Source organism: Micromonospora endolithica (genome assembly GCF_003626595.1).
Lineage (GTDB): Bacteria > Actinomycetota > Actinomycetes > Mycobacteriales > Micromonosporaceae > Micromonospora > Micromonospora endolithica.
The window spans coordinates 134,535-159,550 of the sequence record NZ_RBAK01000002.1; the positions used below are offsets into that span (position 1 = coordinate 134,535).

Annotated in this window: 24 protein-coding genes; 12 read left to right on the forward strand and 12 right to left on the reverse strand. The window is 72.5% G+C overall.

Annotated elements, in window-relative coordinates; genetic code table 11:
• The first annotated feature begins 5 nt into the window (after positions 1 to 5).
• Complete coding sequence (locus D7223_RS06540) at positions 6 to 317, forward strand: hypothetical protein (protein WP_120726071.1); 312 nt, start codon at positions 6 to 8, stop codon at positions 315 to 317.
• Positions 318 to 320: 3 nt separating this feature from the next.
• On the opposite strand, the gene D7223_RS06545 is transcribed toward D7223_RS06540, so the two are convergent.
• The gene (locus D7223_RS06545) at positions 321 to 902 is read right to left on the reverse strand and encodes an HhH-GPD-type base excision DNA repair protein (protein WP_120726073.1); all 582 of its coding nucleotides are present in this window, start codon (positions 900 to 902) and stop codon (positions 321 to 323) included.
• 156 nt (positions 903 to 1,058) lie between these two features.
• Positions 1,059 to 2,279 carry a S8 family peptidase gene (locus tag D7223_RS06550; RefSeq protein ID WP_120726075.1) on the reverse strand — a complete coding sequence of 407 codons (1,221 nt, stop codon included), beginning with the start codon at positions 2,277 to 2,279 and terminating at the stop codon, positions 1,059 to 1,061.
• Between the two features lie 183 nt (positions 2,280 to 2,462).
• Between D7223_RS06550 and D7223_RS06555 the strand changes: the two genes are divergently transcribed.
• Both D7223_RS06555 and dtd read left to right on the forward strand, forming a co-directional pair.
• Positions 2,463 to 3,947, forward strand: a complete 1,485-nt coding sequence (locus tag D7223_RS06555; protein ID WP_186832250.1) for a DUF7782 domain-containing protein — start codon at positions 2,463 to 2,465, stop codon at positions 3,945 to 3,947.
• Between the two features lie 85 nt (positions 3,948 to 4,032).
• Positions 4,033 to 4,455, forward strand: a complete 423-nt coding sequence (gene dtd / locus D7223_RS06560; RefSeq protein ID WP_120726077.1) for a D-aminoacyl-tRNA deacylase — start codon at positions 4,033 to 4,035, stop codon at positions 4,453 to 4,455.
• Positions 4,456 to 4,554: 99 nt separating this feature from the next.
• Here the strand turns inward: dtd and D7223_RS06565 are convergent, their stop codons facing one another.
• Complete coding sequence (locus D7223_RS06565) at positions 4,555 to 5,343, reverse strand: sporulation protein (protein ID WP_120726079.1); 789 nt, start codon at positions 5,341 to 5,343, stop codon at positions 4,555 to 4,557.
• 263 nt (positions 5,344 to 5,606) lie between these two features.
• On the opposite strand from D7223_RS06565, the gene sigB reads away from it, so the two are divergent.
• From sigB to D7223_RS06585, 4 genes are all read left to right on the forward strand, one after another.
• Positions 5,607 to 6,623 carry an RNA polymerase sigma factor SigB gene (sigB, locus tag D7223_RS06570; protein WP_420330295.1) on the forward strand — a complete coding sequence of 339 codons (1,017 nt, stop codon included), beginning with the start codon at positions 5,607 to 5,609 and terminating at the stop codon, positions 6,621 to 6,623.
• Positions 6,624 to 6,740: 117 nt separating this feature from the next.
• Positions 6,741 to 7,124 carry an ArsR/SmtB family transcription factor gene (locus D7223_RS06575; protein WP_186832251.1) on the forward strand — a complete coding sequence of 128 codons (384 nt, stop codon included), beginning with the start codon at positions 6,741 to 6,743 and terminating at the stop codon, positions 7,122 to 7,124.
• On the forward strand, positions 7,121 to 7,624 hold the full coding sequence (locus D7223_RS06580) for an SRPBCC domain-containing protein (protein ID WP_120726081.1): 504 nt from the start codon (positions 7,121 to 7,123) through the stop codon (positions 7,622 to 7,624). Before D7223_RS06575 ends, D7223_RS06580 begins: the two co-directional genes overlap by 4 nt.
• Positions 7,621 to 8,028 (forward strand): VOC family protein, encoded by a 408-nt coding sequence (locus D7223_RS06585; protein ID WP_120726083.1) that lies wholly within the window; start codon positions 7,621 to 7,623, stop codon positions 8,026 to 8,028. Before D7223_RS06580 ends, D7223_RS06585 begins: the two co-directional genes overlap by 4 nt.
• Before the next feature lie 77 nt (positions 8,029 to 8,105).
• On the opposite strand, the gene D7223_RS06590 is transcribed toward D7223_RS06585, so the two are convergent.
• From D7223_RS06590 to D7223_RS06600, 3 genes are all read right to left on the reverse strand, one after another.
• On the reverse strand, positions 8,106 to 10,661 hold the full coding sequence (locus D7223_RS06590; RefSeq protein WP_120726085.1) for a bifunctional acetate--CoA ligase family protein/GNAT family N-acetyltransferase: 2,556 nt from the start codon (positions 10,659 to 10,661) through the stop codon (positions 8,106 to 8,108).
• A gap of 24 nt (positions 10,662 to 10,685) precedes the next feature.
• On the reverse strand, positions 10,686 to 11,867 hold the full coding sequence (locus D7223_RS06595; RefSeq protein WP_120726088.1) for an acetoin utilization protein AcuC: 1,182 nt from the start codon (positions 11,865 to 11,867) through the stop codon (positions 10,686 to 10,688).
• A gap of 78 nt (positions 11,868 to 11,945) precedes the next feature.
• Complete coding sequence (locus tag D7223_RS06600; RefSeq protein WP_120726090.1) at positions 11,946 to 12,791, reverse strand: sulfurtransferase; 846 nt, start codon at positions 12,789 to 12,791, stop codon at positions 11,946 to 11,948.
• A 98-nt stretch (positions 12,792 to 12,889) separates the two neighbouring features.
• Between D7223_RS06600 and D7223_RS06605 the strand changes: the two genes are divergently transcribed.
• Positions 12,890 to 13,576 (forward strand): iron-dependent transcriptional repressor DtxR, encoded by a 687-nt coding sequence (locus D7223_RS06605; RefSeq protein WP_120726092.1) that lies wholly within the window; start codon positions 12,890 to 12,892, stop codon positions 13,574 to 13,576.
• Between the two features lie 16 nt (positions 13,577 to 13,592).
• Here D7223_RS06605 and D7223_RS06610 read toward each other — a convergent pair whose 3' ends face one another.
• Positions 13,593 to 13,841 carry a DUF5522 domain-containing protein gene (locus D7223_RS06610; RefSeq protein ID WP_120726094.1) on the reverse strand — a complete coding sequence of 83 codons (249 nt, stop codon included), beginning with the start codon at positions 13,839 to 13,841 and terminating at the stop codon, positions 13,593 to 13,595.
• A 156-nt stretch (positions 13,842 to 13,997) separates the two neighbouring features.
• Between D7223_RS06610 and D7223_RS06615 the strand changes: the two genes are divergently transcribed.
• Positions 13,998 to 14,564 (forward strand): dihydrofolate reductase family protein, encoded by a 567-nt coding sequence (locus D7223_RS06615; RefSeq protein WP_120726096.1) that lies wholly within the window; start codon positions 13,998 to 14,000, stop codon positions 14,562 to 14,564.
• A gap of 357 nt (positions 14,565 to 14,921) precedes the next feature.
• Positions 14,922 to 15,242, forward strand: coding sequence for a TraR/DksA family transcriptional regulator (locus D7223_RS06620; RefSeq protein ID WP_120726098.1), 321 nt, complete (start codon positions 14,922 to 14,924; stop codon positions 15,240 to 15,242).
• A gap of 160 nt (positions 15,243 to 15,402) precedes the next feature.
• Here D7223_RS06620 and D7223_RS06625 read toward each other — a convergent pair whose 3' ends face one another.
• Positions 15,403 to 16,359, reverse strand: coding sequence for a CPBP family intramembrane glutamic endopeptidase (locus D7223_RS06625; protein ID WP_120726101.1), 957 nt, complete (start codon positions 16,357 to 16,359; stop codon positions 15,403 to 15,405).
• Between the two features lie 30 nt (positions 16,360 to 16,389).
• Positions 16,390 to 17,040 carry a hypothetical protein gene (locus tag D7223_RS06630; protein ID WP_120726103.1) on the reverse strand — a complete coding sequence of 217 codons (651 nt, stop codon included), beginning with the start codon at positions 17,038 to 17,040 and terminating at the stop codon, positions 16,390 to 16,392.
• A 100-nt stretch (positions 17,041 to 17,140) separates the two neighbouring features.
• Here D7223_RS06630 and D7223_RS06635 point away from each other — a divergent pair, with 100 nt between their 5' ends.
• Entirely contained in the window at positions 17,141 to 17,749 is a 609-nt protein-coding gene (locus D7223_RS06635; RefSeq protein ID WP_120726105.1) for a TetR/AcrR family transcriptional regulator, read from the forward strand.
• 271 nt (positions 17,750 to 18,020) lie between these two features.
• Here D7223_RS06635 and D7223_RS06640 read toward each other — a convergent pair whose 3' ends face one another.
• On the reverse strand, positions 18,021 to 20,906 hold the full coding sequence (locus D7223_RS06640; RefSeq protein WP_120726107.1) for a vitamin B12-dependent ribonucleotide reductase: 2,886 nt from the start codon (positions 20,904 to 20,906) through the stop codon (positions 18,021 to 18,023).
• A 67-nt stretch (positions 20,907 to 20,973) separates the two neighbouring features.
• Positions 20,974 to 21,477, reverse strand: coding sequence for a transcriptional regulator NrdR (gene nrdR, locus D7223_RS06645; protein WP_120726109.1), 504 nt, complete (start codon positions 21,475 to 21,477; stop codon positions 20,974 to 20,976).
• A 562-nt stretch (positions 21,478 to 22,039) separates the two neighbouring features.
• Here nrdR and lexA point away from each other — a divergent pair.
• Positions 22,040 to 22,825, forward strand: coding sequence for a transcriptional repressor LexA (gene lexA, locus D7223_RS06650; protein WP_120726112.1), 786 nt, complete (start codon positions 22,040 to 22,042; stop codon positions 22,823 to 22,825).
• Between the two features lie 139 nt (positions 22,826 to 22,964).
• Here lexA and D7223_RS32705 read toward each other — a convergent pair whose 3' ends face one another.
• Positions 22,965 to 24,878 (reverse strand): hypothetical protein, encoded by a 1,914-nt coding sequence (locus D7223_RS32705; RefSeq protein WP_158610832.1) that lies wholly within the window; start codon positions 24,876 to 24,878, stop codon positions 22,965 to 22,967.
• Positions 24,879 to 25,016 lie beyond the last annotated feature (138 nt).

Here is a 25,016-nt window from a genome sequence, read left to right on the forward strand (position 1 = left end):
CGACGATGCACCGTGACGACGCGACCAAGCAGTTCCACGGCGGTGGCGACGGGTTCGCCGACCTGATCGACGAGAGCCCGGCGGCCGAGTTGCCCACGCCGGACACCGAGTCCCCGATGGTGAGCCGCTCGGTCCGGCTGCCGCTGGAGACCTACGAGCGGGTCCGCGCCGCCGCCGACGCCCGCGGCATCGGGGTCACCACGCTGATGCGGCAGTGGATCGAGGCCGGCCTGGCCGACCTGGACGACTCGGCGACGGTCTCCCTCGCCGACGTCCGGCGGGCGCTGGCCTCGCTGTCCCGGCCCACCGCCGCCTGAGCGTCAGTCCCCGGCGGCCTTCGCCTTCGCCGCCGCCTTCATCTGCTGCTTGTACTCCCGCACCCGGCGCAGCGAGTCCGCGTCCGTGACGTCGGCCACCGACCGGTACGCGCCGGGATCGCCGTACCCGCCGGCGGCCTCCCGCCAGCCCTGCGGCGTCACGCCGAACCGCTTGCCGAGCAGAGCCACGAAGATCTGCGCCTTCTGCCGGCCGAAACCGGGCAGGTCGGCGATCCGGCGGAGCAGGTCGGCGCCGTCGGTGGCGTCGGTCCAGAGCCGGGCGGCGTCGCCGTCGTAGCGGTCCACCAGGACGCGGCAGACCTCCTGGACCCGGGCCGCCATCGCCTTGGGGAACCGGTGCAGCGCCGGCGGGGCGGCGAAGAGGGCGACCAGCGCCTCCGGGTCGTACCCGGCCAGTTCGGCGGCGTCCGGCTCGTGGCCGAGGCGCCGCACCAGGACGTACGGCGAGGAGAACGCCTTCTCCATCGAGACTTGTTGATCTAGAACCATCCCGGTCAACAGGGCCAGCGGGTTGCGCTCCAGCAGCCGGTTGGCCTCGGGGTCGATGGGCAGGACGAGCGTCATGCCCCCATCCTGCCCGCCGCCGGCGCGCCCGGTGGCGCCGACGCTCGGCTCCGGCCGGGAGAAACACCCTCCCGTACGGCGCGGCCGCGCGACGCGCCCGCGCGACGGCCCGGTGGACCCGCGCGGGCCGGTCCACCGGGCCGGGCGGGGGAGGGATCAGTTGACGACGAAGAGCAGCCGGTTCGGTGAGCCGCTGCCCGGGTTGGTCACCTTTCCGGTGGTGGCGTTGGTGATCAGGTAGTTACCGACCTGGGACGGGCTCCAGGACGGGTTGGCCGAGAGCACCAGGGCCGCCGCGCCGGCCACGTGGGGGGCGGCCATCGAGGTGCCGCTGAGCGTGGCGGTCGCGGTGTCGCTGGTCCGGTACGCCGACAGGATGCTCGACCCGGGCGCGAAGATGTCCACGCAGGACCCGTAGTTGGAGAACGACGAGCGGGCGTCGGTGCTGGTGGTGGAGCCGACGGTGAGTGCGGACGCGGTCCGGGCCGGCGACGAGTTGCAGGCGTTGGCGGTGGAGTTGCCGGCCGCCAGCGCGTACGTGACACCCGAGCTGACCGAGTTGGCCACCGCGTTGTCGAGCGCGGTGCTGGCCCCGCCGCCGAGGCTCATGTTCGCCACGGCCGGCTTGACCGCGTTGGCGGTCACCCAGTTGACGCCGTTGATCACGCCGGTGGTGGTGCCGCTGCCGGAGCAGTTGAGCACCTTCACGGCGATCAGGCGGACCTGCTTCGCCACACCGTAGGTGGAACCGCCGACGGTGCCCGCGACGTGGGTGCCGTGACCGTTGCAGTCGGTGTTGTTGCTGTCCACCGTGTTCGTACCCCAGGTGGCCCGGCCGCCGAACTGGCTGTGCGTGGTCCGGATGCCGGTGTCGATGATGTACGCCCGGACGTTGGAGGCGGTGTTCGGGTAGGTGAAGCTGCGGCTCAGCGGCAGGTTGCGCTGGTCGATGCGGTCCAGGCCCCACGGCGGGTTGCTCTGGGTGGCCGAGGCGGTCAGCACCTGGTCCTGTTCCACGTACGCCACCGCCGGGTCGGCGGCGAGCCGGCGGGCCTGTCCGGCGGTCATGGTGGCGCTGAAGCCGGTCAGGGCGGCGCTGTAGACGTCGCCGACGCTGCCGCCGTACCGATTGGCCAGCAGGGCGGCCCGGTCCGGTACCGCGGTACGGGCGGTGGAGGAGCCAGCGGCACCGACGGTGCCGGACTTCAGGACGACGAGGTAGCTCCCGCTGATCGCGTTCGGCGCCCCCGCGCCGCGGATCTCCCCGGTCGGCGCGGCCCGCGCCGGGGTGGTGACGGCCGCCGAGACGGCCACCGCGGTGGCGGCGACGGCGAGCGCCCGGATGAAACGTCGCCGCGGAACGGACCCTGCTGGCATCGCCTGCCTCCCTACCGGCGCACCCGGCTTGTGGCCCGAGGGGTACGCCATCGATGGTCAGTGCAGGTGATGCTAGCCATTAGATAGATCGCCATCACTAGCATGTTCACCAACTGAAGGGATGGCACGACCGATCCGGCGGGTGCCGCCCGGCGGCGGCGGACCGGCAGGCAGGATGGCGACGTGGACGAACACGACATGCTGCTCTCCCCCGCCGGGGTGGACGCGCTGCGGACGGCACTCACCGACGCCGGCTACACCGCCAACGGCATCGCGTCCCGCCTCGGCGCGGCGGCCACCAGCGGGGTGGCCCGCAACGACTTCCGCGCCGCCCTGCGGGCCACCGAGGACCGCGATCCGCTCGGCACCCTGATCCGGGTCTTCATCTGCGAGCAGACCGAACCGGAGGCCGCCGTCGCCGCCGCCCTCGCGCCGCTGTCGCTGGACGAGGCGCTCGCCGGGGGCCTGGTGGAGCGGCACGGTGACGGGCTGCGGATGGGCCTGGACCTGGAGCCGTACGCCGACGACTGGTGGGTGCTCGCCGACGTGCCGGCCAGCGCCCGGCCGGGCCGGCCCCTGCACGCCGAACACGTGCTCGGCATCGGCGGGGCGACCCAGACGCTGATCGGCGCGACCGTGCGGCAGCCGGTGGAGACCGCCCTGGACCTGGGCACCGGCTCCGGCGTGCAGGCGCTGCACCTGGGCACCCACGCGCGGCGGGTGACGGCGACCGACCTGTCCGAGCGGGCCCTGCGGTTCGCCGCCACCACCGCCGCGCTCAACGGGCAGGACTGGGAACTGCTCCGCGGTGACCTGGTCGCCCCGGTCGCCGGCCGCCGGTTCGACCTGGTGGTCAGCAACCCGCCCTTCGTCGTCGGCCCCGGGACGACCACCCACGTCTACCGCGACTCCGGCCGGGTGGGCGACGCGATCGGCGCCGAACTGGCCGCCGCGGCGCCGGGCCTGCTCACCGAGGGCGGCACCATGCAGTACCTGGCCAACTGGGTGCACGTCACCGGCGAGGACTGGGGCGAGCGGGTGGCCGGCTGGTTCGCGGGCACCGGGCTGGACGCGTGGGTGATCCAGCGCGAGGTGGCCGACCCGATGGCGTACGTCAACCTCTGGCTCACCGACGTCGGCCACACCGCGGATCCGCACCGGGCTGCCGCGTGGCTGGACTGGTTCGACGCGCACAAGGTGGAGGCGATCGGCTTCGGCATCGTCTCGCTGCGCCGCGCCGGCCACGCCGACCCGGTGGTGCGGGTCGAGGACCTGCGCCAGCGGGTCGAGGTGCCGCTCGGCGACCGCGTCGCCGGCTGGTTCGACCGCCAGGACTGGCTTCGCGTACGCGACACCGAAGGGCTGCTCGCCGCGCGCTACCGGGCCGCCGACGGCCTCCAGCTCCGCCAGGAGGCCACCATGGGCGACGAGGGTTGGGCGGTGGACCGGCAGGTACTGGCCATGCCGCGCGGGTTGCGCTGGACCGAGGAGATCGACCCGCTGGTGCTGGCCCTGGTCGGCGGGGCGGACGGGCGGCTGTCGTTGCGGGACCAGCTCGCGCTGCTCGCCGTCGCCCACGACGTGCCGGCCGAGGAACTGGCCGAGGCGGCCGGCCCGATCGTGGCGCACCTGGTCGAGCGCGGCTTCATCGAGCCGGTGGCCGACTGATGCGGACGGCGGACGGTGGCCGGGCGGGCCGGCCGGTGCGGCAGACGCCGGGTCACCGCCGGCACGGCGTACGGCGGGCCGGCTGATGCGGGCGGTGGTGCAGACCGTGGGCCGGGCCGGCGTGACGGTCGACGGCGAGGTGGTCGGCGCGATCGACGACGGCCTGCTGGTGCTGCTCGGGGTGACCCACTCGGACACCGTGGAGACCGCCCGGACGATGGCCCGTAAGGTGCACGAGCTACGCATCCTCGACGGCGACCGGTCCGCCGCCGACACCGGGGCGCCGATCCTGGTGGTCAGTCAGTTCACCCTCTACGGCGACGCCCGCAAGGGCCGCCGGCCGAGCTGGACGCAGGCCGCCCCGGCGGAGCTGGCCGAACCCCTGGTCGAGGAGGTGGTCCGGTCCCTCCGCGAGCGCGGCGCGAAGGTGGAGACCGGCCGCTTCCGCACCCACATGCTGGTGGAGAGCGTCAACGTGGGCCCGAGAACCCTCCTCCTGGACCTCTAACCCCCCGCCCCCTTGGGTGATCATGGGGTTGACGGGCTGATTGGAGATCGAACCACCCGTCAACCCCATGATCACCGCAGTGCTCGGGGTGGGGTGGGGTTAGCTGAAGAGGCCGCGGCGCTGGAGGGACTGGCGGAGCCAGGCGTCGAGCTGGGTCGTCCAGTCGGTGCGGTCGGCGGTGGCGTGGTCGACCGTGAAACGGCCGAAGGCGTCCCGGCCCTCGGTGAACAGGCCGCCGCGCTTGTCCAGCTCCAGTACCACCTGCATCTGGCGCGGGTCGGCCACGAAGGTGACCTCCAGCTGGTTGATCTGCCCGGCGTACTGCGGCGCCGGGTGGAACTCGATCTCCTGGTAGAACGGCAGCGTCTGGTGCACGCCGTAGATGTGGCCCCGCTCCACGTCGGCGCGGGCGAACCGGAAACCCAGCCGCAGGAACGCGTCCAGGATCCGCTCCTGGGCCGGCAGTGGGTGCACCGACACCGCGTCCAGGTCACCCTTGTCCACCGAGCGGGCCACCTCCAACTCGGTACGCAGACCCATCGTCATGCCGTGCAGGTGCTGCCCGTACACCTGGGTCACCGGGGTCTCCCAGGGCACGGCGAAGCGGAACGGGACGTCGTGGCGCTGCCCCGCCTCCAGCCGGAACGCCCCGGTCACCTGCTGCCGGTGGAACTCCTGGGTGGTGTTGTAGTCGTTGTCCCCGCTCTCCACCTCGACCCGGGTGACCAGGCCGAGGGCCACGTAGGACACGTCGACCGGGTGGTCGCCGCCCGCGACGTGCACGACCCCCTCCAGTTGGCCGCCGGGCCGGCAGTTCGGGTTGGCCAGCACGGTTTCCACCGAGGGGCCACCGACGCCCATCGCCTGCATGAGCCGCTTGAACACCACGACACCCTCCGTTACCTGTTTCCTGTCCACCGGCGTCCGCCGGTGCGATCCGGCCACCACGGCCGACCGCAGGCACGGTAACCGGCGTCGACAAGGCACCGACGGCGACGACACGCGTACCGGCCGCAGGGGCGGCCGGGGATCTCTGTCGGGTCCCCGATCGCCTCACTCCCGTTTCACGCCCGGCCCGCCAAGCTGTGTGTCACACCGGCACCGCTGGGCCGGATCGACGGCACGGACGTGGACACGGGGAGAGACGAAAGATGGCCATGCAGATGAAGGAGCACCGGATGGGCCCGGTCGGCCGCACCGACACCGACCACGGCACCGAGACCCTCGCCGACCTGGACGCCACCGACGAGCGCGGTGTCTCGACCGACCTGGTCCGTGCGTACCTCAACGGGATCGGCCGCACCAGGCTGCTGACCGCCGCCCAGGAGGTCGAGCTGTCCAAGCGGATCGAGGCCGGTCTGTTCGCCGAGGAGAAGCTGGCCACCTGCACCCCCGTCTCCGCCGAGCTGCGCGCAGACCTGGCGACGATCGCCGCCGAGGGCCGCGCCGCCAAGAACCACCTGCTGGAGGCGAACCTGCGGCTGGTGGTCAGCATCGCCAAGCGGTACACCGGGCGGGGGATGGCCTTCCTCGACCTCATCCAGGAGGGCAACCTCGGCCTGATCCGCGCCGTGGAGAAGTTCGACTACACCAAGGGCTACAAGTTCTCCACCTACGCCACCTGGTGGATCCGCCAGGCCATCACCCGCGCCATGGCCGACCAGGCCCGCACCATCCGCATCCCGGTGCACATGGTGGAGCAGGTCAACCGCATGGTGCGGGTACGCCGGGAGCTGTCGGTCACGCTGGGCCGTGAGCCCACCCTGAGCGAGGTGGCCCGGGCGCTGGAGGTCCCGGAGTTCCAGGTGATCGAGCTGATCTCGTACGACCGGGAGCCGGTGAGCCTGGACCAGGCGGTCGGCGAGGACGGCGAGAGCGCGCTCGGTGACTTCGTCGCCGCCGTGGACCCGGCCGGCGGGCCCACCGACGTCGCCGCCCAGGGCGAGTTGCGCAACGAGGTGAGCATCGTGCTGGCCACCCTGTCCCAGCGGGAGCAGGCGGTGATCCGGCTGCGGTTCGGCCTGGACGACGGCCGGCAGCGCACCCTGGACGAGGTCGGCCGCGAGTTCGGCCTGTCCCGGGAGCGGATCCGGCAGATCGAGAAGGTGACGCTGCTGAAGCTGCGGGCCCCGGAGCGGGCGCAGCGCCTTGAGGCGTACGCCTGCTGACCCGACCCTGACCACGTGCGGCCCCGGCGGTTCGCCGGGGCCGCTCGTGTCGTCGGTGGTCCTTGACCCCGGCGGAGATCCACGATAGAAACCTCCTGGTTATCTAACCAGGAGGTTATGTTCGTGGACAGTGGCATGCTCGACGCCACCTTCGCCGCGTTGGCCGACCCGACGCGGCGGGCGATCCTGGCCCGGCTGGCGGCCGGCGAGGCGACGGTGACCGAGCTGGCCGCGCCGTTCCCGATCAGCCAGCCGGCCGTCTCCAAGCATCTCCGGGTGCTGGAACGCGCCGGCCTGGTCACCCGGGGGCGGGACGCCCAGCGGCGGCCCTGCCGGCTGGAGGCGGCGCCGCTACGGGAGGCCACCGCGTGGCTGGCGGACTACCGGGACTACTGGGCGGAGAGCTACCAACGTCTCGACGCCCTGCTCGACGACCTACGGGCGGCAGCCGACGCCGCACCACCCCCGGACGACCGGCCCGGGGCCGGAGACCGCGGATGAGCACCGTGGACGACCCGCTCGTGGTGCACGCCCCCGGCGACCGGGAGATCGTGCTCAGCCGCCTGTTCGACGCGCCGGCCGGGCCGGTCTTCGCCGCGTTCACCCGGCCGGAGCTGCTGGTCCGCTGGTACGGGGCGCGCGGCTGGCGGTTGGTCGAGTGCGACGTCGACCTGCGCGTCGGCGGGCGTTGGCGGTTCGTGTCCCACGGCCCGCACGGCGGGCGGATGGTCCAGTCCGGCACCTACCGACGGGTCGAGCCACCGCACCGCCTGGTCGGCACGGAACTGTTCGAGGACCAGTCCTACCCGGGCGAGACGCTGGTCGACCACGAATTCACCGAGCTGGCCGGGCGGACCACGGTCACCACCACCCTGCGCTTCGCCACTCCGCAGGGACGGGACACCACGCTGCGCTACCCGATGGCGCGCGGCGTCGGGGAGAGCTTCGTCCGGCTGGCCGACCTGCTGGCCCGGACATCGACGACAGGAGAGACATCGTGAACTGGACGCTGGAAGTGGTGGTCGTACCGGTCGCCGACGTGGACCGGGCGAAGGAGTTCTACGCCGAGCGGCTCGGCTTCGCCGTCGACCACGACACCGTGATCAGCGACGACGCGCGGATCGTGCAGCTGACCCCGCCGGGTTCCGGCTGCTCGATCGTGATCGGCAAGGGCGTGGTGCCGGACATGCCGCCGGGATCGCTCAAGGGCCTCCAACTGGTCGTGCCGGACCTCCACAAGGCGCACGCCGAACTGGTCGAGCGGGGTGTCGAGGTCAGCGAGATCCAGGTGGTCGGCAAGAATCCCCGCCCGGTGCCGGACCCACTGGACAACGTCGGTTTCGTCTTCTTCACCGACCCCGACGGCAACTCCTGGGGCGTGCAGCAGATCTCCAGCCGCCCCTGACGGGCCGTCCCGCGCGGGAGGCGGCGTGAGGAAGGGACCCTTCCTCTACCGCAGGCGTTAAGAAGGGGCCCTTCCTTTCACAGGCGGCGGGGGCCGGTGTCGGGGCGGGCGGCGGCGGAGCCGATCCGGACGCTCGCGTGCAGCACCGAGATGCCGTCCGGGCGGGCGAGCACCGGATTCAGTGCCAGCGCGCGGACCCGGGGCTGCTCGTCGGCGAGCCGGCCGACCCGCACCAGCAGCTCCGCCAGGGCCGCCCGGTCCACCGGCGCGGCACCCCGGTGCCCGCGCAGCAGCGGCGCGGCCCGCGGCTCGTCCACCAGCTCGGTGGCGTCCCGGTCGGTCAGCGGCACCGCCCGCCAGGCCCGGTCGCCGAGCAGCTCGGTGGCGACGCCGCCGAGACCGAAACCCACCACCGGGCCGAACGCCGGGTCCTCCACCAGCTCGACCACGCAGGCCACCCCGGGCGGGACCATCGGCTGGACCAGGACGTCCGCGCCGAAGACCGGCGCCATCTCGGCGTACGCGCGGCGCACCGTCGCGGTGTCCGGCAGGTCGAGGCGGACCGCCCCGAGGTCCAGGCGGTGCCGCAGTCCCGGGGCGGCGGCCTTCAGCGCCACCGGGAAACCGAGCCGCGCCGCCGCCCGCACCGCCTCGTCGGCCGTACCCGCGGGCACCGACTCGACCACCTCGATGCCGTACGCGGCCAGCAGCCCGACCGGGTCCAGCGACTCCGGCCGCAGCGCCACCTGGGCGGCCTCCCGGTCCACGCCGGCCAGCTCGGGCACCGCGCCGACGGGGCGACGGAGCCAGTCGGCGTACGCGGTGACCCGACCCAGCGCGCGAACTGCCTCCTCCACACCCCCGTACGCCGGCACGCCGGCCGGGGCCCGGCCGACCAGGAACGTCGCCACCGTCGGCTTCCCGGCGACGAGCGCCGCGGGCAGCGCGGCGGTGAAGTCGGTCTCCACGTCGGGAAGCTGGCCGGGCAACGGCGGCGCGAAGACCGCCACCAGGGCGTCCACCCGCTCGTCGGCGGCGGCCTCGGCGAGCGCGGCGGCGAACTCCGGTGCGCCGGCCCGGGGCCCGACGTCGCGCGGGTAGCCGTCGGCGAGGGTGAGCCCCTGCGCCGCGCACGCGGTCGCGGCGAGACCGGTCAGGGCGGACGAGTTGCCGACCACGCCGACCCGGTCGCCGGCCGGCAGCGGCTGGTTGGCCAGCAGCACGCCGACGTCGAGCAGCTCGGCGACGGTGTCCACCCGGATCACGCCGGACTGCGCGAACAGGGCGCTGACCGCGACCTCGTCCGGCCCGGCGGACGGACCCAGGCCGGGCGGCCGGGCCGGCGAGGCGAGCGCCACCACCGGCTTCTCCCGCCCGATCCGGCGGGCCAGCCGGGCGAACTTGCGCGGGTTGCCGAACGTCTCCAGGTACAACATGATCACGTCGGTGCCGGGATCGTCCTGCCAGTACTGCAACAGGTCGTTTCCGGACACGTCGGCCCGGTTGCCGGCCGAGACGAAACTGGACAGGCCCAGCCCGCGCCGGTCCGCCTCGGCCAGCAGCGCCACCCCGAACGCGCCGGACTGGCTGAACAGGCCCACCCGGCCGGGCACCGGCAGCCGGGGGGCGAGCGTGGCGTTCAGGCGTACCGTCGGGTCGGTGTTGGCCACCCCGAGACAGTTCGGGCCGATCACGCGCATGCCCGCCGCGTGCGCCGCGCGGACCAGCGCACGCTGCGCGGCCGCGCCCTCCGCGCCGGCCTCGGCGAAGCCGGCGGAGATGACCACCAGGCCGTGCGCCCCGGCGGCGGCCGCGTCGGCGACCACCGCCTCCGCCGCCTGCGGCGGCACCGCCACCACGGCCAGGTCGACCGGCAGGCCCGCGTCGGCCGCCGACGGGTACGCGGGCAGCCCGGCCACGGTCCGCGCGCTCGGGTGCACGGGTACCACCGCGCCGGTGAAGCCGCCGTCGCGCAGGTGGCCCAGCACCGCCGCGCCGACGCCCTGCCCGGTGGCGCTCGCGCCGTAGACCGCGACGCCGCGCGGCGCGAGCAGCCGGGCGATCGAGCGGGACTCGGTCCGGTGCTCCCGGCCGCGCTGCACCTCCAGGGTCGCCTCGGTGGGCGCGATCGGGAACGTCAGGTGCACCACGCCGTCGGCGAACTGTCGCTGCACCTGGTAGCCGAAGTCGGAGAAGACCCGCAGCATCGCGCCGTTGCTGGGCAGCACCTCGGCGACGAAGCTCATGATGCCGGCCCGTCGGGCCGCGTCGGCCAGGTGTTCCAGCAGCACCGACCCGATCCCCCGGCCCTGGTAGGCGTCCTCCACCACGAACGCCACCTCGGCGTCCGGCGCCTGCGGGCCGAGTCGCTCGTACCGGCCCACCGCCACCAGCTGGTCGCCGACCTGCACCACGAACGCCTCCCGGTCGCGGTGGTCGACGTTGACGAAGCGTTGCAGGTCGCGGTCGGGGATCCGGGGGTACGGCGAGAAGTAGCGCAGGTAGCGGGTGCGCTCGGAGAACCGGGAGTGCATCGCCACGATCCCCGGGCCGTCCGCCGGCCGGATCGGTCGCAGCTGGACGGTGGTGCCGTCGCTGAGCAGCACGTCCACCGGGTTGTCCACCGTGGTCACCGCGTACCGCCTCCCCTCCTCCGGTCAGTCGCGCGGATCGTACGGGTCGAGCCCGAGCAGCGGGAACACCGCCTTGCGGGCGGCGGCGATGGCCCGGTCCACCGCGGTCGGCTCGCCGGAGGGCTGCCACGGCTGGTAGCCGGGGTCGACGTCGTCGGTCATCCGCAGCGGGATGTCCCGGCCGGGCCGGCGGGCGGCGGCCAGCTCCCGCCACGCCGGCGGAGTCAGCGTGGCCGGGTCCAGCGGTGCGCCGGTGGCCACCGCGAGCAGGTGTGTCCAGGCCCGGGGCACCACCTCGACCAGCGCGTACCCGCCGCCGCCGGTGGCCACCCAGCGGCCCTCGCACAGCTCGTCGGCGAGCGCCCGCAGGGCGAGGTAGGTGGCACGTTGGCCGTCCACGGACAGGTGCAGGTCGGCCAGCGGGTCCAGCCGGTGGCCGTCCGCGCCGCACTGGGTGAGGAGGATCTGAGGCTGGAACGCGCGCAGCACCGAGGGCACCGTGGCGTGGAAGGCCCGCTGCCAGCCGGCGTCGTCGATGCCCGGCGGCAGCGGCACGTTCACCGCTGTGCCCTGCGCGTCCGGCCCGCCGGTCTCGTCGGGGAAGCCGGTGCCCGGGAACAGCGCCAGCGGCGTCTCGTGCAGGCTCACCGTGAGCACCCGGGGGTCGTCCCAGAAGACCTTCTGCACGCCGTCGCCGTGGTGCACGTCGACGTCCACGTACGCGATCCGCCGCGCGCCGAGGTCCAGCAGACGGGCGATGGCCACCGCCGGGTCGTTGTAGACGCAGAAGCCGGACGCGCGGGCCGGCATCGCGTGGTGCAGACCGCCGGCGATGTTGACCGCCCGCCGCGCGTCGCCCCGCCACACCGCCTCGGCAGCGGCCACGGTGGCGCCGGCGATCAGCGCGCTGGACTCGTGCATCCCGTCGAACACCGGATTGTCGGAGGTGCCCAGGCCGAAGCCGGCGAAGAGCGGGTCGCGCGGCGCGACCCGGACCGCGTCCAGGTAGCGCGGATCGTGTACCCGGGCCAGCAGGTCGTCGTCGGCCGGCTCCGGCTTCACCAGCCGCACCCCAGAGCGCTGCAGCACACCCAGCTCGCGGGCGAGCGCCATGGTCAGCTCGACGCGGACCGGATCGAGCGGGTGCTCACCCATGTCGTAGGCGAGCATCGACTCGTCCCACACCACCACCGTGTCGTCGGACATGCGCCCATCGTCGCACGGGCAGCGGCACCCACCCGTCGCCTGCGGCCCGGTGTCGCGGCACTGCCTGGGGGCTGCGCGTCACTCCCCGGTGGCCACCGGGCGGGACTCGTCGGCGACCCACTCGCTCCACGAGCCGACGTAGAGCGCGGCGTCCGGACGACCGGCCAGGTGCAGGGCGAGGACGGCCTGCGCGGCGGTCACCCCGGATCCGCAGTACGCCCCGACCGGCCGGCCGGCGGTCACCCCGGCGGCGGCGAACCGCTGGCGCAGCGCCGCCGCGGCCGGGAAGCGGCCGTCGACGACGTACGCCGGGGCGGGCAGGTTCACCGCACCGGGCACATGACCGGCGACCGGGTCGATCGGCTCGGTCTCGCCCCGGAAGCGGGGCGCGGCCCGCACGTCGAGCAGCACCCCGTCGCCGGCGGCGGCCAGCGCGGCGGCCCGCCCGGCGTCGAGCACCGGCAGGGCGCCGGGGCGCACCTCGACGTCACCGGGCTCCGGGGTCGGCACCGCCGTGCTGGTCGGCAGGCCGGCGGCGAGCCAGGCCGGGAACCCGCCGTGCAGCAGGCGTACGTCCCGGTGCCCCGCCCAGCGCAGCGTCCACCAGGCACGGGCGGCGGCCATGCCGTCGCCGCCGTCGTACACCACGACGGGGTGACCGGCGCGGACGCCGGCGGCCCGCAGCGCGGCCTGGAGCGCGGCGGGGTCGGGCAGCGGGTGCCGGCCGGCGGCACCGGGCGGCCCGCACAGGTCGGTGTCCAGATCCACGAAGACCGCGCCGGGAAGGTGCGCCGCCGCGTAGTCGTCCCGCCCCGGCGGACCGGTCAGCCGCCAGCGGACGTCGAGCAGGACGGGCGGGACGGCGCGGTCGAGTTCGCCGGCGAGCCGATCGGGCTCCACCAGCGGATCCTGGGTTCCGGACATGGCGTCCAGTCAACACCATCACCGGCGGTGCCTCGCGGTTCGGCGGCGGTCATTCTCGGACGCGCGGGGTAGCATCGTGCACCGGAGGGCCAACTGACGTGAAGCATGATCTGGTCGACACGACCGAGATGTACCTGCGCACCATCCTCGAACTCGAGGAGGAGGGGGTGCCGCCGCTGCGTGCCCGCATCGCCGAGCGCCTACGGCAGAGCGGCCCCACCGTCAGCCAGACCGTCGCCCGGATGGAACGCGACGGCCTGCTCACCGTCGAGGGTGACCGCCATCTCACGCTCACCGCCGAGGGCCGCAACGCCGCCGTGTCGGTGATGCGCAAGCACCGCCTCGCCGAGCTGCTGCTGGTCAACGTCATCGGCATGCCCTACGAGGAGGCCCACGAGGAGGCCTGCCGGTGGGAGCACGTGATGAGCGACGCGGTCGAGAAGAGGGTCTACGACCTGCTCAACCGGCCGACCCGCTCGCCCTACGGCAACCCCATCCCCGGTCTGGAGGGGCTGGGCTCCCCCGAGCCGGCCGCGCCGCAGGTGGCCGAGGGTGAGCGCAATCTGGCCTTCCCCGGGCTCTCCGGGCCGGTCGTGGTCCGCCGGATCTGCGAGAGCGTGCAGACCGACGCCGACGTGCTGCGCCAACTGCACGCCGCCGGAGTCGACCCGGGCGCCACGGTGACGGTGGCCCAGGAGCGCGACGGCGTCTCCATCGACCGCTCCGGCGACCGGATCCGGCTGCCGCGCGAGGTCGCCTCCCGGGTGTTCGTCGCCGCCGCCTGACGTCCCCTCCCGGCCGTCAGGCCGGGTCGTCGACGTACGGGCAGTGCCGGCAGCCGCGTCCGCAGCAGGTGCCGCGCCGGGCCAGGAAACCCGCGCTGAGCACGAACAGGCCGGTGGCCGGGTCGAGGTAACCGGCATCTCCGGCACGCAGCGCGGCGGCGTGCGCGGCGAGGATCCGCTCCCGGTCCGGGTGCCCCGGCGCGAGGCGGGACGGGTGCGGCTCGGTGAGCGGCCGGTCAGCCAGCGGTCGTCGCTCTCCGGTCACCGGGCCCAGTCTAGGGACCGTTCAGGCCGCACCGCGGCGGGCGGCCCACTTGATCCACTCGGCATCATTGAGGTCGGGGGGCTGTCGCGTGCGGACACCCCGGTTTCGATGAAGGCGAGTGGATCAGCCACCAGAAGCGGACCGGAGGGCGGGATCATGGCGAAGGTCGTCGTTCAGATGAACGTGTCTGTGGACGGGTTCTTCGAGGGACCCGACGGCGACATCGGCTGGCACCAGGTCGACAACGAGCTGCACGGCCACTTCAACGACGAGCTGCGTCAGATGGCCGAGTTCCACGAGGGGCGGCGCACCTACGAGCTGATGGAGTCGTTCTGGCCGACGGCCGACCAGGATCCCGAGGCCGACGCGCCGATGGCCGAGTTCGCCGGGATCTGGCGGGACACGCCGAAGGTGGTCTACTCGCGCACCCTGGCCACGGTCGGCCCGAACGCGACCCTGGTCCGTGAGGTCGACCCGGAGGAGATCCGCCGGGTCAGGACCCGGCCGGGCGGCGACATCGCGGTCGGCGGGGCGGAGCTGGCAGCCGCATTCGCCCGACTTGACCTGGTCGACGAGTACTGGATCTACGTACACCCGGTGCTTGTCGGCGCGGGGCGGCGGATGTTCCCGGCCGACGGCGACCGCCACCCGATGCGGCTGGCCGGCACCCGCACCTTCGGCAACGGCGTGGTCCTGCTGCGCCACGAACGCGCCCGCGACTGACCGGGCCATGCCGGCTCCGAGGTCGCCGGTCCGGAGGCGCTCACGACGCCTGGCGATCGGTAAGCCGGTTGGCTCCCCGTGAGACCCGGCCTATGGTTGCCGGATGCATCGGACGGTTCAGCAGACAGGCGTCGTCGTGACGACACCTGCCCGGGCTGTCGCCGGCCGGGCCGCGTGGTCCGCCGCCCCGTGGATCCGGCTGGTGCGTACCGTCGCGCCGTCCCCCGCCGGGTCGGCGGTCCGCACGCTGCCGAGCCCGTCCGGACGTGGTCCCCCGTGGCGCTCGGTGTTCTCTCAGACCAGCCACCAGGGCGAAGCGTCAGCGCTTCGGCCCTTTTTCTTTTCCCGGAGGACTCCATGACCACCCATCTCCACCCGGACGAGCGATCCCGCCTCGATGACCTGCGGGCCGCACTGACCCACGAGTTCCAGGTGCACACCGCGCGGCTGACGCAGCTCACCGCGGACACCGGCGACCCAGGCGAAGCGCACAACCGGCAGGCGATGATCGCGGCCGCCCGGCGGAGCGTGCAGCAGGTCGGTGACGCGTTGCGCCGTATCGCCGAGGGGCGGTACGGCAGGTGCGAGCGGTGCGCCGGCCCGATCCCCACCGAGCGCCTGGAGGTGCTGCCGCACGCGCGCTTCTGCATGCCCTGCCAGCAACAGCACGCCCGCTGACGTCGGGCGGCATGGATCCACTCGACGTCAGTGACGCCGGGACGGCTGGCACCCCCCGTGTCACTCAACCGGTGACGACCCCGTGGGAGGAACGGCCGGGGACGCGGCGAGGGGGCCGGACAACCGTCCGGCCCCCTCGTGCTGGCGGCGTCTCCGCCGCCTAGGTACTGGTCTGACCACCGCCCGTGGTGAGTGCCGGTCCGGTCTTTCGGGTGCACCACCAGACGATCGCGGCGATGACGATGACGACAAAGGCGGGGACGATCTGGTACGGCGTACCGACCCCGGACGAGCGGTCCTGCAGCGCGCCACCCAGATCCATGCGGAAGTACGTGGCCAGGAGGAGGCTGACGGTGTTGAAGATGGCGTGCAGCATGATCGCAATCTCGAGGCCGCCGGTACGCCAGGTGATGATGGCCAGGCTCGCCCAGAGCGCCAGATACCAGATGTTGATGTACGGATCCGTTGAGCCGTGAGCGGCCGTGAACAGCACGCTCGTGATCACCACCCCGGCGATCAGTCCCGCCCGCCGGCTGCGCGTCCAGCTGCCGACGACGCGGAAGATGAGCCCCCGCACGCCGTACTCCTCGCCGGCCGCCTGCAGCGGAGTCAGGAGGATCGTGGCGATGAAGAAGGCGAGGAGGTCGGTGTGCGACCACGGGGCCGTCTCGGGGGGCGTGAGGGCGCCGAGGGCGCCGACGATCAGCCAGATGGGACCGAAGACGAAGAGCGCCTTGCCGAACAGGTCGAAGCGGAACCGCGACGTCACGGAGTGCAGGGACCTACCGGGCACACCGTAGAGCCACCGTTGAATCAGCATGCTCCACGGGATGAGCAGGGCGAGGGAGATCATCGAACCGGCGTGTTTGAGCGGCGTGTATTCGGTGCGGCCCTCGGTCGGCGGCGTCCCGCCGAGCTGCGCGTCGATGAGCGTGGTCGCCACCCCGATGAGCGTCGGGAAGATGACGAACCCTGCCAGCAGGAGGAAGATCGCGAGGATGCCGCGACCGACCCGGCGTTTGTCGCCGGCGAGGACCCGGTGGTACTCCACTCCATCTGGAACTGACGGCCCGTTGCGGGGCTCGCCCGGAGTGATCAGCCAGTTTGCCTTGTTCATCGTGCTCACGGCTTCCTCTTGTGGATGTGGTTATTTCCCGAGTTGGTCGAGCGCGCTGAAACGCAGGCGGAGTGCCCGCTCGGTGCTTCCCAATACGGCCCCGACGGCGAGGGCAAAGTTGAGCCAGATCGGTAGGTGGATGGGCGATTCGAAGGTTCCGATGTTCTCGGCGATCGCGGGAGCCTGCGAAATGGGTTCGGCGAGCTGCAACAGGTTCAGGCCGGCGCCGATGAGGAGCATCAGCACCGAGAGGAAACCGATCGAGCGGCTCAGCGCCGGGTGATTGCGTTCGAGGCGGGCACGGCGCCCTTCGGCGGACTTCGGATCGGGAGTGAGCTGGTGCTCCGCGCCGCTGGTGGTGACGTAGTGGCAGCGCTTGATCCCGAATGCACTGATCGCCACGTGAATGGTGCCGCCCTCGACGGGGAAGGCCGCCGGGAGCTTGGACTCGGCGTGGTGTCTGCCGTCGAGGTACAGGTGCGCTCTCGCCTTGCCGCCGTCCGGGTCGGTCCGGCGTGGGATGTCGACGGCATAGATCGTCTGCCGACCATCCCCGTGCGGCAGCGGGAGGTAGAAGATTGCGCGGAAGGGCAGCTGCCACCAGCGGAGGCGTTTCAACGCCCGCCCGTCTCCGCTCTTGATGCGCTTGGCTGCCCGCTGTCGCCGCCAGTCCTCGATCACGTTTCCCTCGCTCGCCCTTGACCGCCGCCATCACTAACACGCTGTGTCAGTGCCAACGCTAGCACGGCGTGCTAGTACGATGTAATAGGAGGTGGCAGGGATGACACAGGACGACAGGAGCACCGGCTCGCGAGAACGGATCCTCGCGGCTGCGGTGGCGATGTTCGGGGAGGATGTGACCGCGCGGCTGAGTGTGCGTGCGGTCGCCGCACGGGCCGGGGTGAGCACGGGCTCGCTCAGGTTCCACTTCCCGACCCAGCGCGCGCTACAGGACGCCGTGCTCGCCAGAATCTACGACCACGTGTTCCCGGACGACCCGATCCACGACCGATCGCTACCCGCCCGGGATCGACTGGTCAACTGCCTCCGGCAAGTGCTCGCCCCCGCCGGCGTCGGGGAGCAGGCACGGGAGGCGTGGAGCAGGGCGCACGAGGCGTACATCACATCCGACCCGACCGAGGAGGTGCGTGCGGCGTATCTCGCCATGGAGCGGGAGGGTTGGCGCCGCATCGAGTACTGGCTGACGGTTCTCGCCGACGAAGGCGCGCTACCCAAGGAAGACCACGCGCGCCGAGTGAGATTCCTGCTCACCGTCCTCAACGGGCTCTCGATCGAACGAGCCCTGCCCGCCGAGGCGTCGATCCTGAAGGCCGAAACCGAGACCCTCTACACGGCCGTTGACTGCGTCCTCGACGCCCGAACCGCATGAGGTAGCGCTCAGTGGTGGGTCCGTCCGGATACTGACCGGCTCTGGCCCGGACGGCAGTGGCCGGCGCTCGTCATCGGGGTTCCTGGTCGCGATCGACGGGGCGCAGCTAGACGACGTTCACCGACATGTCTGCCCTTCCCGGTACGCCCGAAGCAGGTGCCTCCCATCCGAATTCGGATGGGAGGCACCTGCTATGGCGCTTCACCAGAGCGATGCCATTCGGTGCTTCCTTCGGAGGCTGGCGACAGGAGACACACCAACCATCCCGGTTTCAGCTGCAGCCGCTGGTGGAGCCGCAGCCCTCGCAGACGTAGCAGCTACCGGCCGGGCGCATCTTCGTACCGCAGGTGAAGCAGAGCGGCGCGTCGGCGGCCTTGCCGATCACGGCCTCCAGCAGCTCGGTGCTGGAACCGACCGGCGGCGCCGGCTTCGCGGCGGCGACGTCGGCGGTCTCCTGCGCCGGTTGGGCGACCGGGCCGGTCTTCGGCTCGGTCGGCGCCTCGACCGGGGCGGAGGCGGCCATCGCGGTGAGGTCCGTGCCGCTGGCCTCCGCCTCCGCCTCGGCCCGCAGCTGCGCGGCCCGCTCCTTGGCGGTGAAGATGCCCAGCTCGGCGCGACGCTCGTAGGGCAGGAAGTCCAGCGCCAGGCGACGGAAGATGTAGTCCATCACCGACGCGGCCATCCGCACGTCCGGGTCGTCGGTCATGCCGGCCGGCTCGAAGCGCATGTTGGTGAACTTGCTGACGTACGTCTCCAGCGGCACGCCGTACTGGAGGCCGATGGAGATGGCCACCGAGAAGGCGTCCATCACCCCGGCGAGGGTCGAGCCCTGCTTCGACATCTTGAGGAAGACCTCGCCGAGGCCGTCGTCCGGGTAGGACGACGCGGTCAGGTAACCCTCGGCGCCGCCGACGGAGAAGCTGACCGTCTGCGACGGACGCTTCTTCGGCAGCCGCTTGCGCACCGGGCGGTACTCGACGACCTTCTCCACGACCTTCTCGGGCGTGGCGGTCTCGACGACAGCCGGGGCCGACTCGACGGCCTTGTTCGGCTTGGCCACCGACAGCGGCTGGCCGACCTTGCAGTTGTCGCGGTAGATCGCCAGCGCCTTCAGGCCGAGCTTCCAGCCCTCGAAGTAGATCTTCTCGACGTCCTCGACGGTGGCCTGCTCGGGCATGTTGACCGTCTTGGAGATGGCGCCGGAGATGAACGGCTGGACCGCCGCCATCATCCGCACGTGACCCATCGGGGCGATCGAACGCTCACCCATCGCGCAGTCGAACACCGGGTAGTGCTCCGGCTTGAGGCCGGGGGCGTCCACCACGTGACCATGGTCGGCGATGTGCTCGACGATCGCCTCGACCTGCTCCTCGGGGTAGCCGAGGCTGCGCAGGGCACGCGGCACCGTCTGGTTGACGATCTGCATCGAGCCGCCGCCGACCAGCTTCTTGAACTTGACCAGCGCCAGGTCGGGCTCGACGCCGGTGGTGTCGCAGTCCATCATCAGGCCGATGGTGCCGGTCGGCGCGAGGACGCTGGCCTGCGAGTTCCGCCAGCCGAACTTGTCGCCGAGCTTGTTGCCCTGGGTCCACTGCCGGGTCGCCTCGCGGACGATCGCGGTCGCCACCGGGCTGGTCGGCTTGATCTCGTCGTTGGCCGCGGCGTGCTTGCGCATCACCCGCTTGTGCGGCTCGGCGTTGCGGGCGTAGCCGTCGTACGCGCCGACGATCCCGGCCAGCTCGGCCGAGCGGCGGTAGGCGGTGCCGTTCATCAGCGAGGTGATCGCGGCGGCGACCGAGCGACCCTGCTCCGAGTCGTACGGCAGGCCGGAGGCCATCAGCAGCGCGCCCAGGTTGGCGTACCCGATGCCCAACTGCCGGTAGGCGCGGGTGGTCTCGCCGATCTTCTCGGTCGGGAAGTCGGCGAAGCAGATCGAGATGTCCATCGCGGTGATGACCAGCTCGACACTCCGGACGAACTTCTCCACCTCGAAGCCACCGTCGGCGCGGAGGAACTTCATCAGGTTCAGCGAGGCGAGGTTGCACGAGGAGTTGTCCAGGTGCAGGTACTCCGAGCACGGGTTCGACGCGGTGATCCGCCCGGTCTCCGGGCAGGTGTGCCAGTCGTTGATGGTGTCGTCGTACTGGAGGCCGGGGTCGGCGCACTCCCAGGCGGCCTGGGCGATGGAACGGAACAGCTTCTTGGCGTCGACCGTCTCGATGGTCGCCCCGTCGAGCCGGCCCCGCAGGTCGAAACCGCCGCCGTTCTGCACCGCCGTCATGAACTCGTCGGAGACCCGGACCGAGTTGTTGGCGTTCTGGTACTGCACGCTGACGATGTCGGAACCGCCCAGGTCCATGTCGAACCCGGCGTCGCGCAGCGCGCGGATCTTGTCCTCCTCGCGCGCCTTGGTGACCACGAACTCCTGGATGTCCGGGTGGTCCACGTCCAGGATGACCATCTTCGCCGCGCGCCGGGTGGCGCCGCCGGACTTGATGGTGCCGGCGGAGGCGTCCGCGCCGCGCATGAAGCTGACCGGGCCGGAGGCGTTGCCGCCGGAGGAGAGCAACTCCCGCGACGACCGGATCCGGGACAGGTTGACGCCGGAGCCGGAGCCGCCCTTGAAGATCAGCCCCTCCTCCTTGTACCAGTCCAGGATGGAGTCCATCGAGTCGTCGACGGCCAGGATGAAACAGGCGCTGACCTGCTGGGGTGAGGCGGTGCCGACGTTGAACCACACCGGCGAGTTGAAGCTGAACACCTGGTGCAGCAGCATCCAGGTCAGCTCGTGGGCGAAGATCTCGGCGTCGGCCGGGCCGGCGAAGTAGCCGTACTCCTCACCGGCGGTGCGGTAGGTGGTGACCACCCGGTCGATGAGCTGGCGCAGCGACCACTCCCGCTCCGGGGTGCCCACGGCGCCCCGGAAGTACTTGGTGGTGACGATGTTGGCCGCGTTGACGCTCCACGACTCCGGGAACTCCACGCCGCGCTGCTCAAAGTTGATCGAGCCGTCCCGCCAGTTCGTCATGACGACGTCGCGCCGCTCCCACGCGACCTCGTCGTAGGGGTGCACCCCCTCGGTGGTCCAGACCCGCTCGACCTTGAGCCCCGCACCGGCCTTCGTCCGTGACCTGCTCGTTGTCACACCGTCCCCCATCTGTCGTCCGCCCCCTCGTCCGCGCGGCCACCCGCCGCGCGCTGGAGAATGTCTCAAAACTGCACAATCAATGCGTACGGCCGGCGGCCGTGGCCGCGTCGTCGACCCCGGCGCCCTCGCGGGCGCGTGCGGCGGCCCGCAGCGTCTCGATCTCCTGCTCGAAGTCGGCGAGCGAGTCGAACGATCGATAGACGCTGGCGAACCGCAGGTAGGCCACCTCGTCCAGGTCCCGCAACGGGCCCAGGATGGCCAGTCCCACGTCGTGACTGGGGATCTCGGCGGCCCCCTTGGCGCGGACGGTCTCCTCGACCTTCTGCGCCAGCAGCGCGATCGAGTCCTCGTCCACCGGCCGGCCCTGGCAGGCCTTGCGCACCCCGCCGATGATCTTCGTACGACTGAACGGCTCGGTCACCCCGCTGCGCTTGACCACCGCGAGCACCGCCTCCTCGACGGTGGTGAACCGCTTGCCGCACTCCGGGCAGGATCGCCGGCGGCGGATCAACTGGCCGTCATCGGCCTCCCGCGAGTCGACCACCCGGGAGTCGGGGTGCCGGCAGTACGGACACCGCATCGCCCGACCTCCTCATCGATCGCGGGCACGCCGACCGCGCTCCGGGCACACGTCGGCCCGGCGGAGCCATCATCCGATGGACCTCGCCGTGTCGAAGGTACGGGAGTGCGGTCGGTAGTCGAACCCAACCTGTAGGCGACTTACGCCCGTGTCACTACTACATCTAGGGGTCGACCGTATGTCGCCGACGATCCGAGGTCAAGTTGGTCGGCGTGTCCGGCGCGTCACCGTCGACACCCCCTCCCGACCCTCCGCCGGCCAGCCCGGAGGCCCAACGGTCGAGCGCCCCGAGGGTTACCGGCCACCCGGTCCGGAGCCGCCGCCGAACCGCCGGGATCGAACGACCGTCCGACCCGACGTACCATTTATCAGAACAGGAGTACGAACCGATCGGTTTTTCACCCCGACACGCCGAGCAAGGTCGTACAGATGTTTGAAAATGACTGATCTCACCTATACGGTCATCAACAACCGGCATCGGCGATCCACCGCCGATCCGCAGCACCACACCACACGCGCCACGAGCCGCCGAGGCACCCAGCGCCGACCAGGGAGGACGGACGTGACCGAGGACCGGGCCAGCCGGCCGAAGAGCCCGCAGCAGATCACCGAGGCGGGTCCGCCGGCCACCCGACGCCGCGGCGCCGCGCGCAGCCGCGCCGGGCAGCCCGCCGCCGTACGCGCGGTCACTCCGGTGGTGAGCAGCTTCCCCGACCCGACGACGGTCGACCTGACCGCCCGGCAACGCCGGATCCTGGAGTTCATCCGCACCTGGGTGGATCGGCACGGCTACCCGCCGAGCGTCCGCGAGATCGGCGAGGCGGTCGGGCTGGTCTCGCCGTCCAGCGTCGCCTACCAGCTCAAGGAGCTGGAGAAGAAGGGCTTCCTGCGCCGCGACCCCAACCGGCCCCGCGCGGTGGACGTCCGGGCACCCAGCGACGTCGACGACGAGGCGTCCCGGGCGCAGCGACCCACCCCGGCCTACGTGCCGATGCTCGGTCGCATCGCCGCCGGTGGGCCGATCCTCGCCGAGCAGGCGGTGGAGGACATCTTCCCCCTCCCCCGTGAGCTGGTGGGTGAGGGCGAGGTCTTCATGCTCCAGGTCAAGGGCGACTCGATGCTCGACGCGGCGATCTGCGACGGCGACTGGGTGGTCGTCCGGCAGCAGCCGACCGCCGACTCCGGTGAGATCGTGGCCGCCATGCTCGACGGCGAGGCGACGGTGAAGACCTACCGGCACCGGGACGGGCACGTCTGGCTCATGCCGCAGAACCCGGCCTTCGACCCGATCCCCGGCGACGACGCGACGATCATGGGTCGGGTCGTCGCGGTGCTCCGCCGCATCTGAGCGTCGCCCTGCGGGTGACCGTTCAGCGAACGGTCACCCGGACGACCTCGCGCACCTGTCGGCACCTTCGGAGGTCAAGCCGGGACTGGCCGGCCGCCGCCTCTGACGGCCGGGTTCCCACCCGACTCGCCGGATCGGCTCAGTAACGGTCGCCCCGGTAGCCGCGTCCGCCACCGGGAAGCTGGCCGTAGGGTCCGCCCCGCTCGTCGGGGTAACCGTCGTCGTCACGCCGCCGGCCCGACCGCTGGCCGCGCGGCTCCTGGTCCTGGCCCCGGCGTGGCGGTTCCGCCCGCCCACCGCCGTAGGCACGCCCACGATCCGGCTGCCCACCGCCGCTCGGCCCACCCGAGACCGGCCCGCCCGAGACCGGCCCGCCGCCGTAGACGCCGCTACCGCCGCGCCCACCGACCGACGACCGGCCACCCCGGCGACCCTCGTCCCGGGGTGCCTCGCCCCGTGGACGGCCGCCCCGGGGTCCGTCGCCTCGGGGTGCCTCGCCGCGGGGGCCGCCGCCGCGACCGTGATCCGCCACGCCGCCACGACCACCGGCCGGCACGCCGCCACGACCACCGGCCGGCACGCCGCCACGACCACCGGCCGGCACCGCCCCGCCGGTAGGTCCGCCACCCGACCGACCGCCGTAGACACCGGCACCGCCGCCGGCCGGTCGACCACCGCCGTAGACGCCCCCGCCGGCCGGTCCACCGCCACCGGCCCGCCCGCCGCCGTACACCGCGCCACCGACCGGCGCGGCCCCACCGCGTCCACCGGGCGGGACCGCACCGGAGCGGGCGACACCGGCCGGCGCCCCGTAGACGCCGGCGGCCGGCGCCGCGCCGTACCCGCCCGCGCGGAGGGGGCCGTCCGAGCCGGGGAAGCCCACGCCGTCGTCCGGATCGTCGTCCCGGTCCGGCCCGTCGTCGTCGCGGTCCGCCGGCGGTGGGTTCCGCCGGGCCCGCACGATGCCGAAGACTCCCGCGCCGACCATGAGTACACCGATCAGACCGACCGCGCCGATCAGGTAGGTGATGTCCTGGAGGGAGAGGCCGTCGAACCAGGACTGCTCCCCGCCGGCCTTGGGCGCGGCCGCGCCGGCGATCGCCTTCGCGCCCTCGGTGGACGGCTTGTAGGCCAGGATGTCGATCGGTTCGTCGGCCTCCAACTGGCCGCCGTCGGAAATGGTCACGAACGTCTTGCCGTCCGGTGTGTACGAGATCGCCTCACCGAACGGGTCGGCCAGGGCGGTGACGCGGGGGGTGCCCTTGGCCAACGCGGCCACCACGTCACCGTCGGTGACGTCGTACTCGAAGGCGTCGGCGTAGGTGCGCAGGACGACGCGGGATCCGTCCGGCGAGCGGGCCGCACCGGTGACCGCCGTCCGGCCGAGCGCGCCCAGCCGGTTCTCCGTGTCGGTCTTCGGCAGGGTGACCTCGCCGACCTTCTTCATCGGCACGGGTTCGGTGTCGCCGTTGCGCAGGGCGCCGGCGGGGGTGAAGATCTCGGCCTTGCCGGTGGTCACCTTGGTGATGACCAGCGGCTTGCCGTCGCCGTTGATGAGCAGCGCCTCGGCGTCGCGCGGCTTGCCCTCCGGGTACGACAGGCGGTGCAGGACGGGCTGCTTCGAACCGCTGACCGGCATGCTCCACACCGCCACCCGCTCGCGGCGGGTCTTGCTGGTGACGTTGTCGCCGGTGTCGGCGATCCAGAGCGTTCTGCCGTTCGGGGAGAGCGCCAGGTCCTCGGTGTCGAAGGGCCCGGAGCCGGTGTAGCGCACCGGGTCCTTGGCGATCTTGCACTTGGTGTCGAGGAAGAACACGCGCTTGCGACTCTCGTCGTCCGTGCCGTCGTTCACGACGATGTAACCGCTCTTCGTCGCCACCAGGCCGGAAACCTCGCGGAGGCGGTCGTCGGTCACCGTGCACCGCTTCTGAGCGGCGGCGAGGGTGACGGCAGACGCGGCGGGGGCGGAGCCGGCCAGGGCCACCCCGGCCCACGCCACGGTCGCGCCCAGCAGGCTGAGCGCGACCGTGACCGAGGAGAGTACGCGGCGCATCTCGCTAGTGTCGCATGTCCCGTACGGGATACCCGTGGTCCGGACGACCGGGGACGGACGCCTGGCAACGGACGTTCGGGGGACCGCCGACAACGACGGTTGGCCGGACTCGTGCCACAGATCGCCGGACGTTTCCTC

Excerpts from the sequence above, each read along its gene's own strand:
- D7223_RS06540 (WP_120726071.1), top strand. The coding sequence starts at position 6 with ATGCACCGTGACGACGCGACCAAGCAGTTCCACGGCGGTGGCGACGGG.
- D7223_RS06545 (WP_120726073.1), bottom strand. The coding sequence starts at position 902 with ATGACGCTCGTCCTGCCCATCGACCCCGAGGCCAACCGGCTGCTGGAG.
- D7223_RS06550 (WP_120726075.1), bottom strand. The coding sequence starts at position 2,279 with ATGCCAGCAGGGTCCGTTCCGCGGCGACGTTTCATCCGGGCGCTCGCC.
- dtd (WP_120726077.1), top strand. The coding sequence starts at position 4,033 with ATGCGGGCGGTGGTGCAGACCGTGGGCCGGGCCGGCGTGACGGTCGAC.
- sigB (WP_420330295.1), top strand. The coding sequence starts at position 5,607 with ATGGCCATGCAGATGAAGGAGCACCGGATGGGCCCGGTCGGCCGCACC.
- D7223_RS06575 (WP_186832251.1), top strand. The coding sequence starts at position 6,741 with ATGTTCGTGGACAGTGGCATGCTCGACGCCACCTTCGCCGCGTTGGCC.
- D7223_RS06580 (WP_120726081.1), top strand. The coding sequence starts at position 7,121 with ATGAGCACCGTGGACGACCCGCTCGTGGTGCACGCCCCCGGCGACCGG.
- D7223_RS06595 (WP_120726088.1), bottom strand. The coding sequence starts at position 11,867 with ATGTCCGACGACACGGTGGTGGTGTGGGACGAGTCGATGCTCGCCTAC.
- D7223_RS06600 (WP_120726090.1), bottom strand. The coding sequence starts at position 12,791 with ATGTCCGGAACCCAGGATCCGCTGGTGGAGCCCGATCGGCTCGCCGGC.
- D7223_RS06615 (WP_120726096.1), top strand. The coding sequence starts at position 13,998 with ATGGCGAAGGTCGTCGTTCAGATGAACGTGTCTGTGGACGGGTTCTTC.
- D7223_RS06620 (WP_120726098.1), top strand. The coding sequence starts at position 14,922 with ATGACCACCCATCTCCACCCGGACGAGCGATCCCGCCTCGATGACCTG.
- D7223_RS06625 (WP_120726101.1), bottom strand. The coding sequence starts at position 16,359 with ATGAACAAGGCAAACTGGCTGATCACTCCGGGCGAGCCCCGCAACGGG.
- D7223_RS06635 (WP_120726105.1), top strand. The coding sequence starts at position 17,141 with ATGACACAGGACGACAGGAGCACCGGCTCGCGAGAACGGATCCTCGCG.
- D7223_RS06640 (WP_120726107.1), bottom strand. The coding sequence starts at position 20,906 with ATGGGGGACGGTGTGACAACGAGCAGGTCACGGACGAAGGCCGGTGCG.
- nrdR (WP_120726109.1), bottom strand. The coding sequence starts at position 21,477 with ATGCGGTGTCCGTACTGCCGGCACCCCGACTCCCGGGTGGTCGACTCG.
- D7223_RS32705 (WP_158610832.1), bottom strand. The coding sequence starts at position 24,878 with ATGCGCCGCGTACTCTCCTCGGTCACGGTCGCGCTCAGCCTGCTGGGC.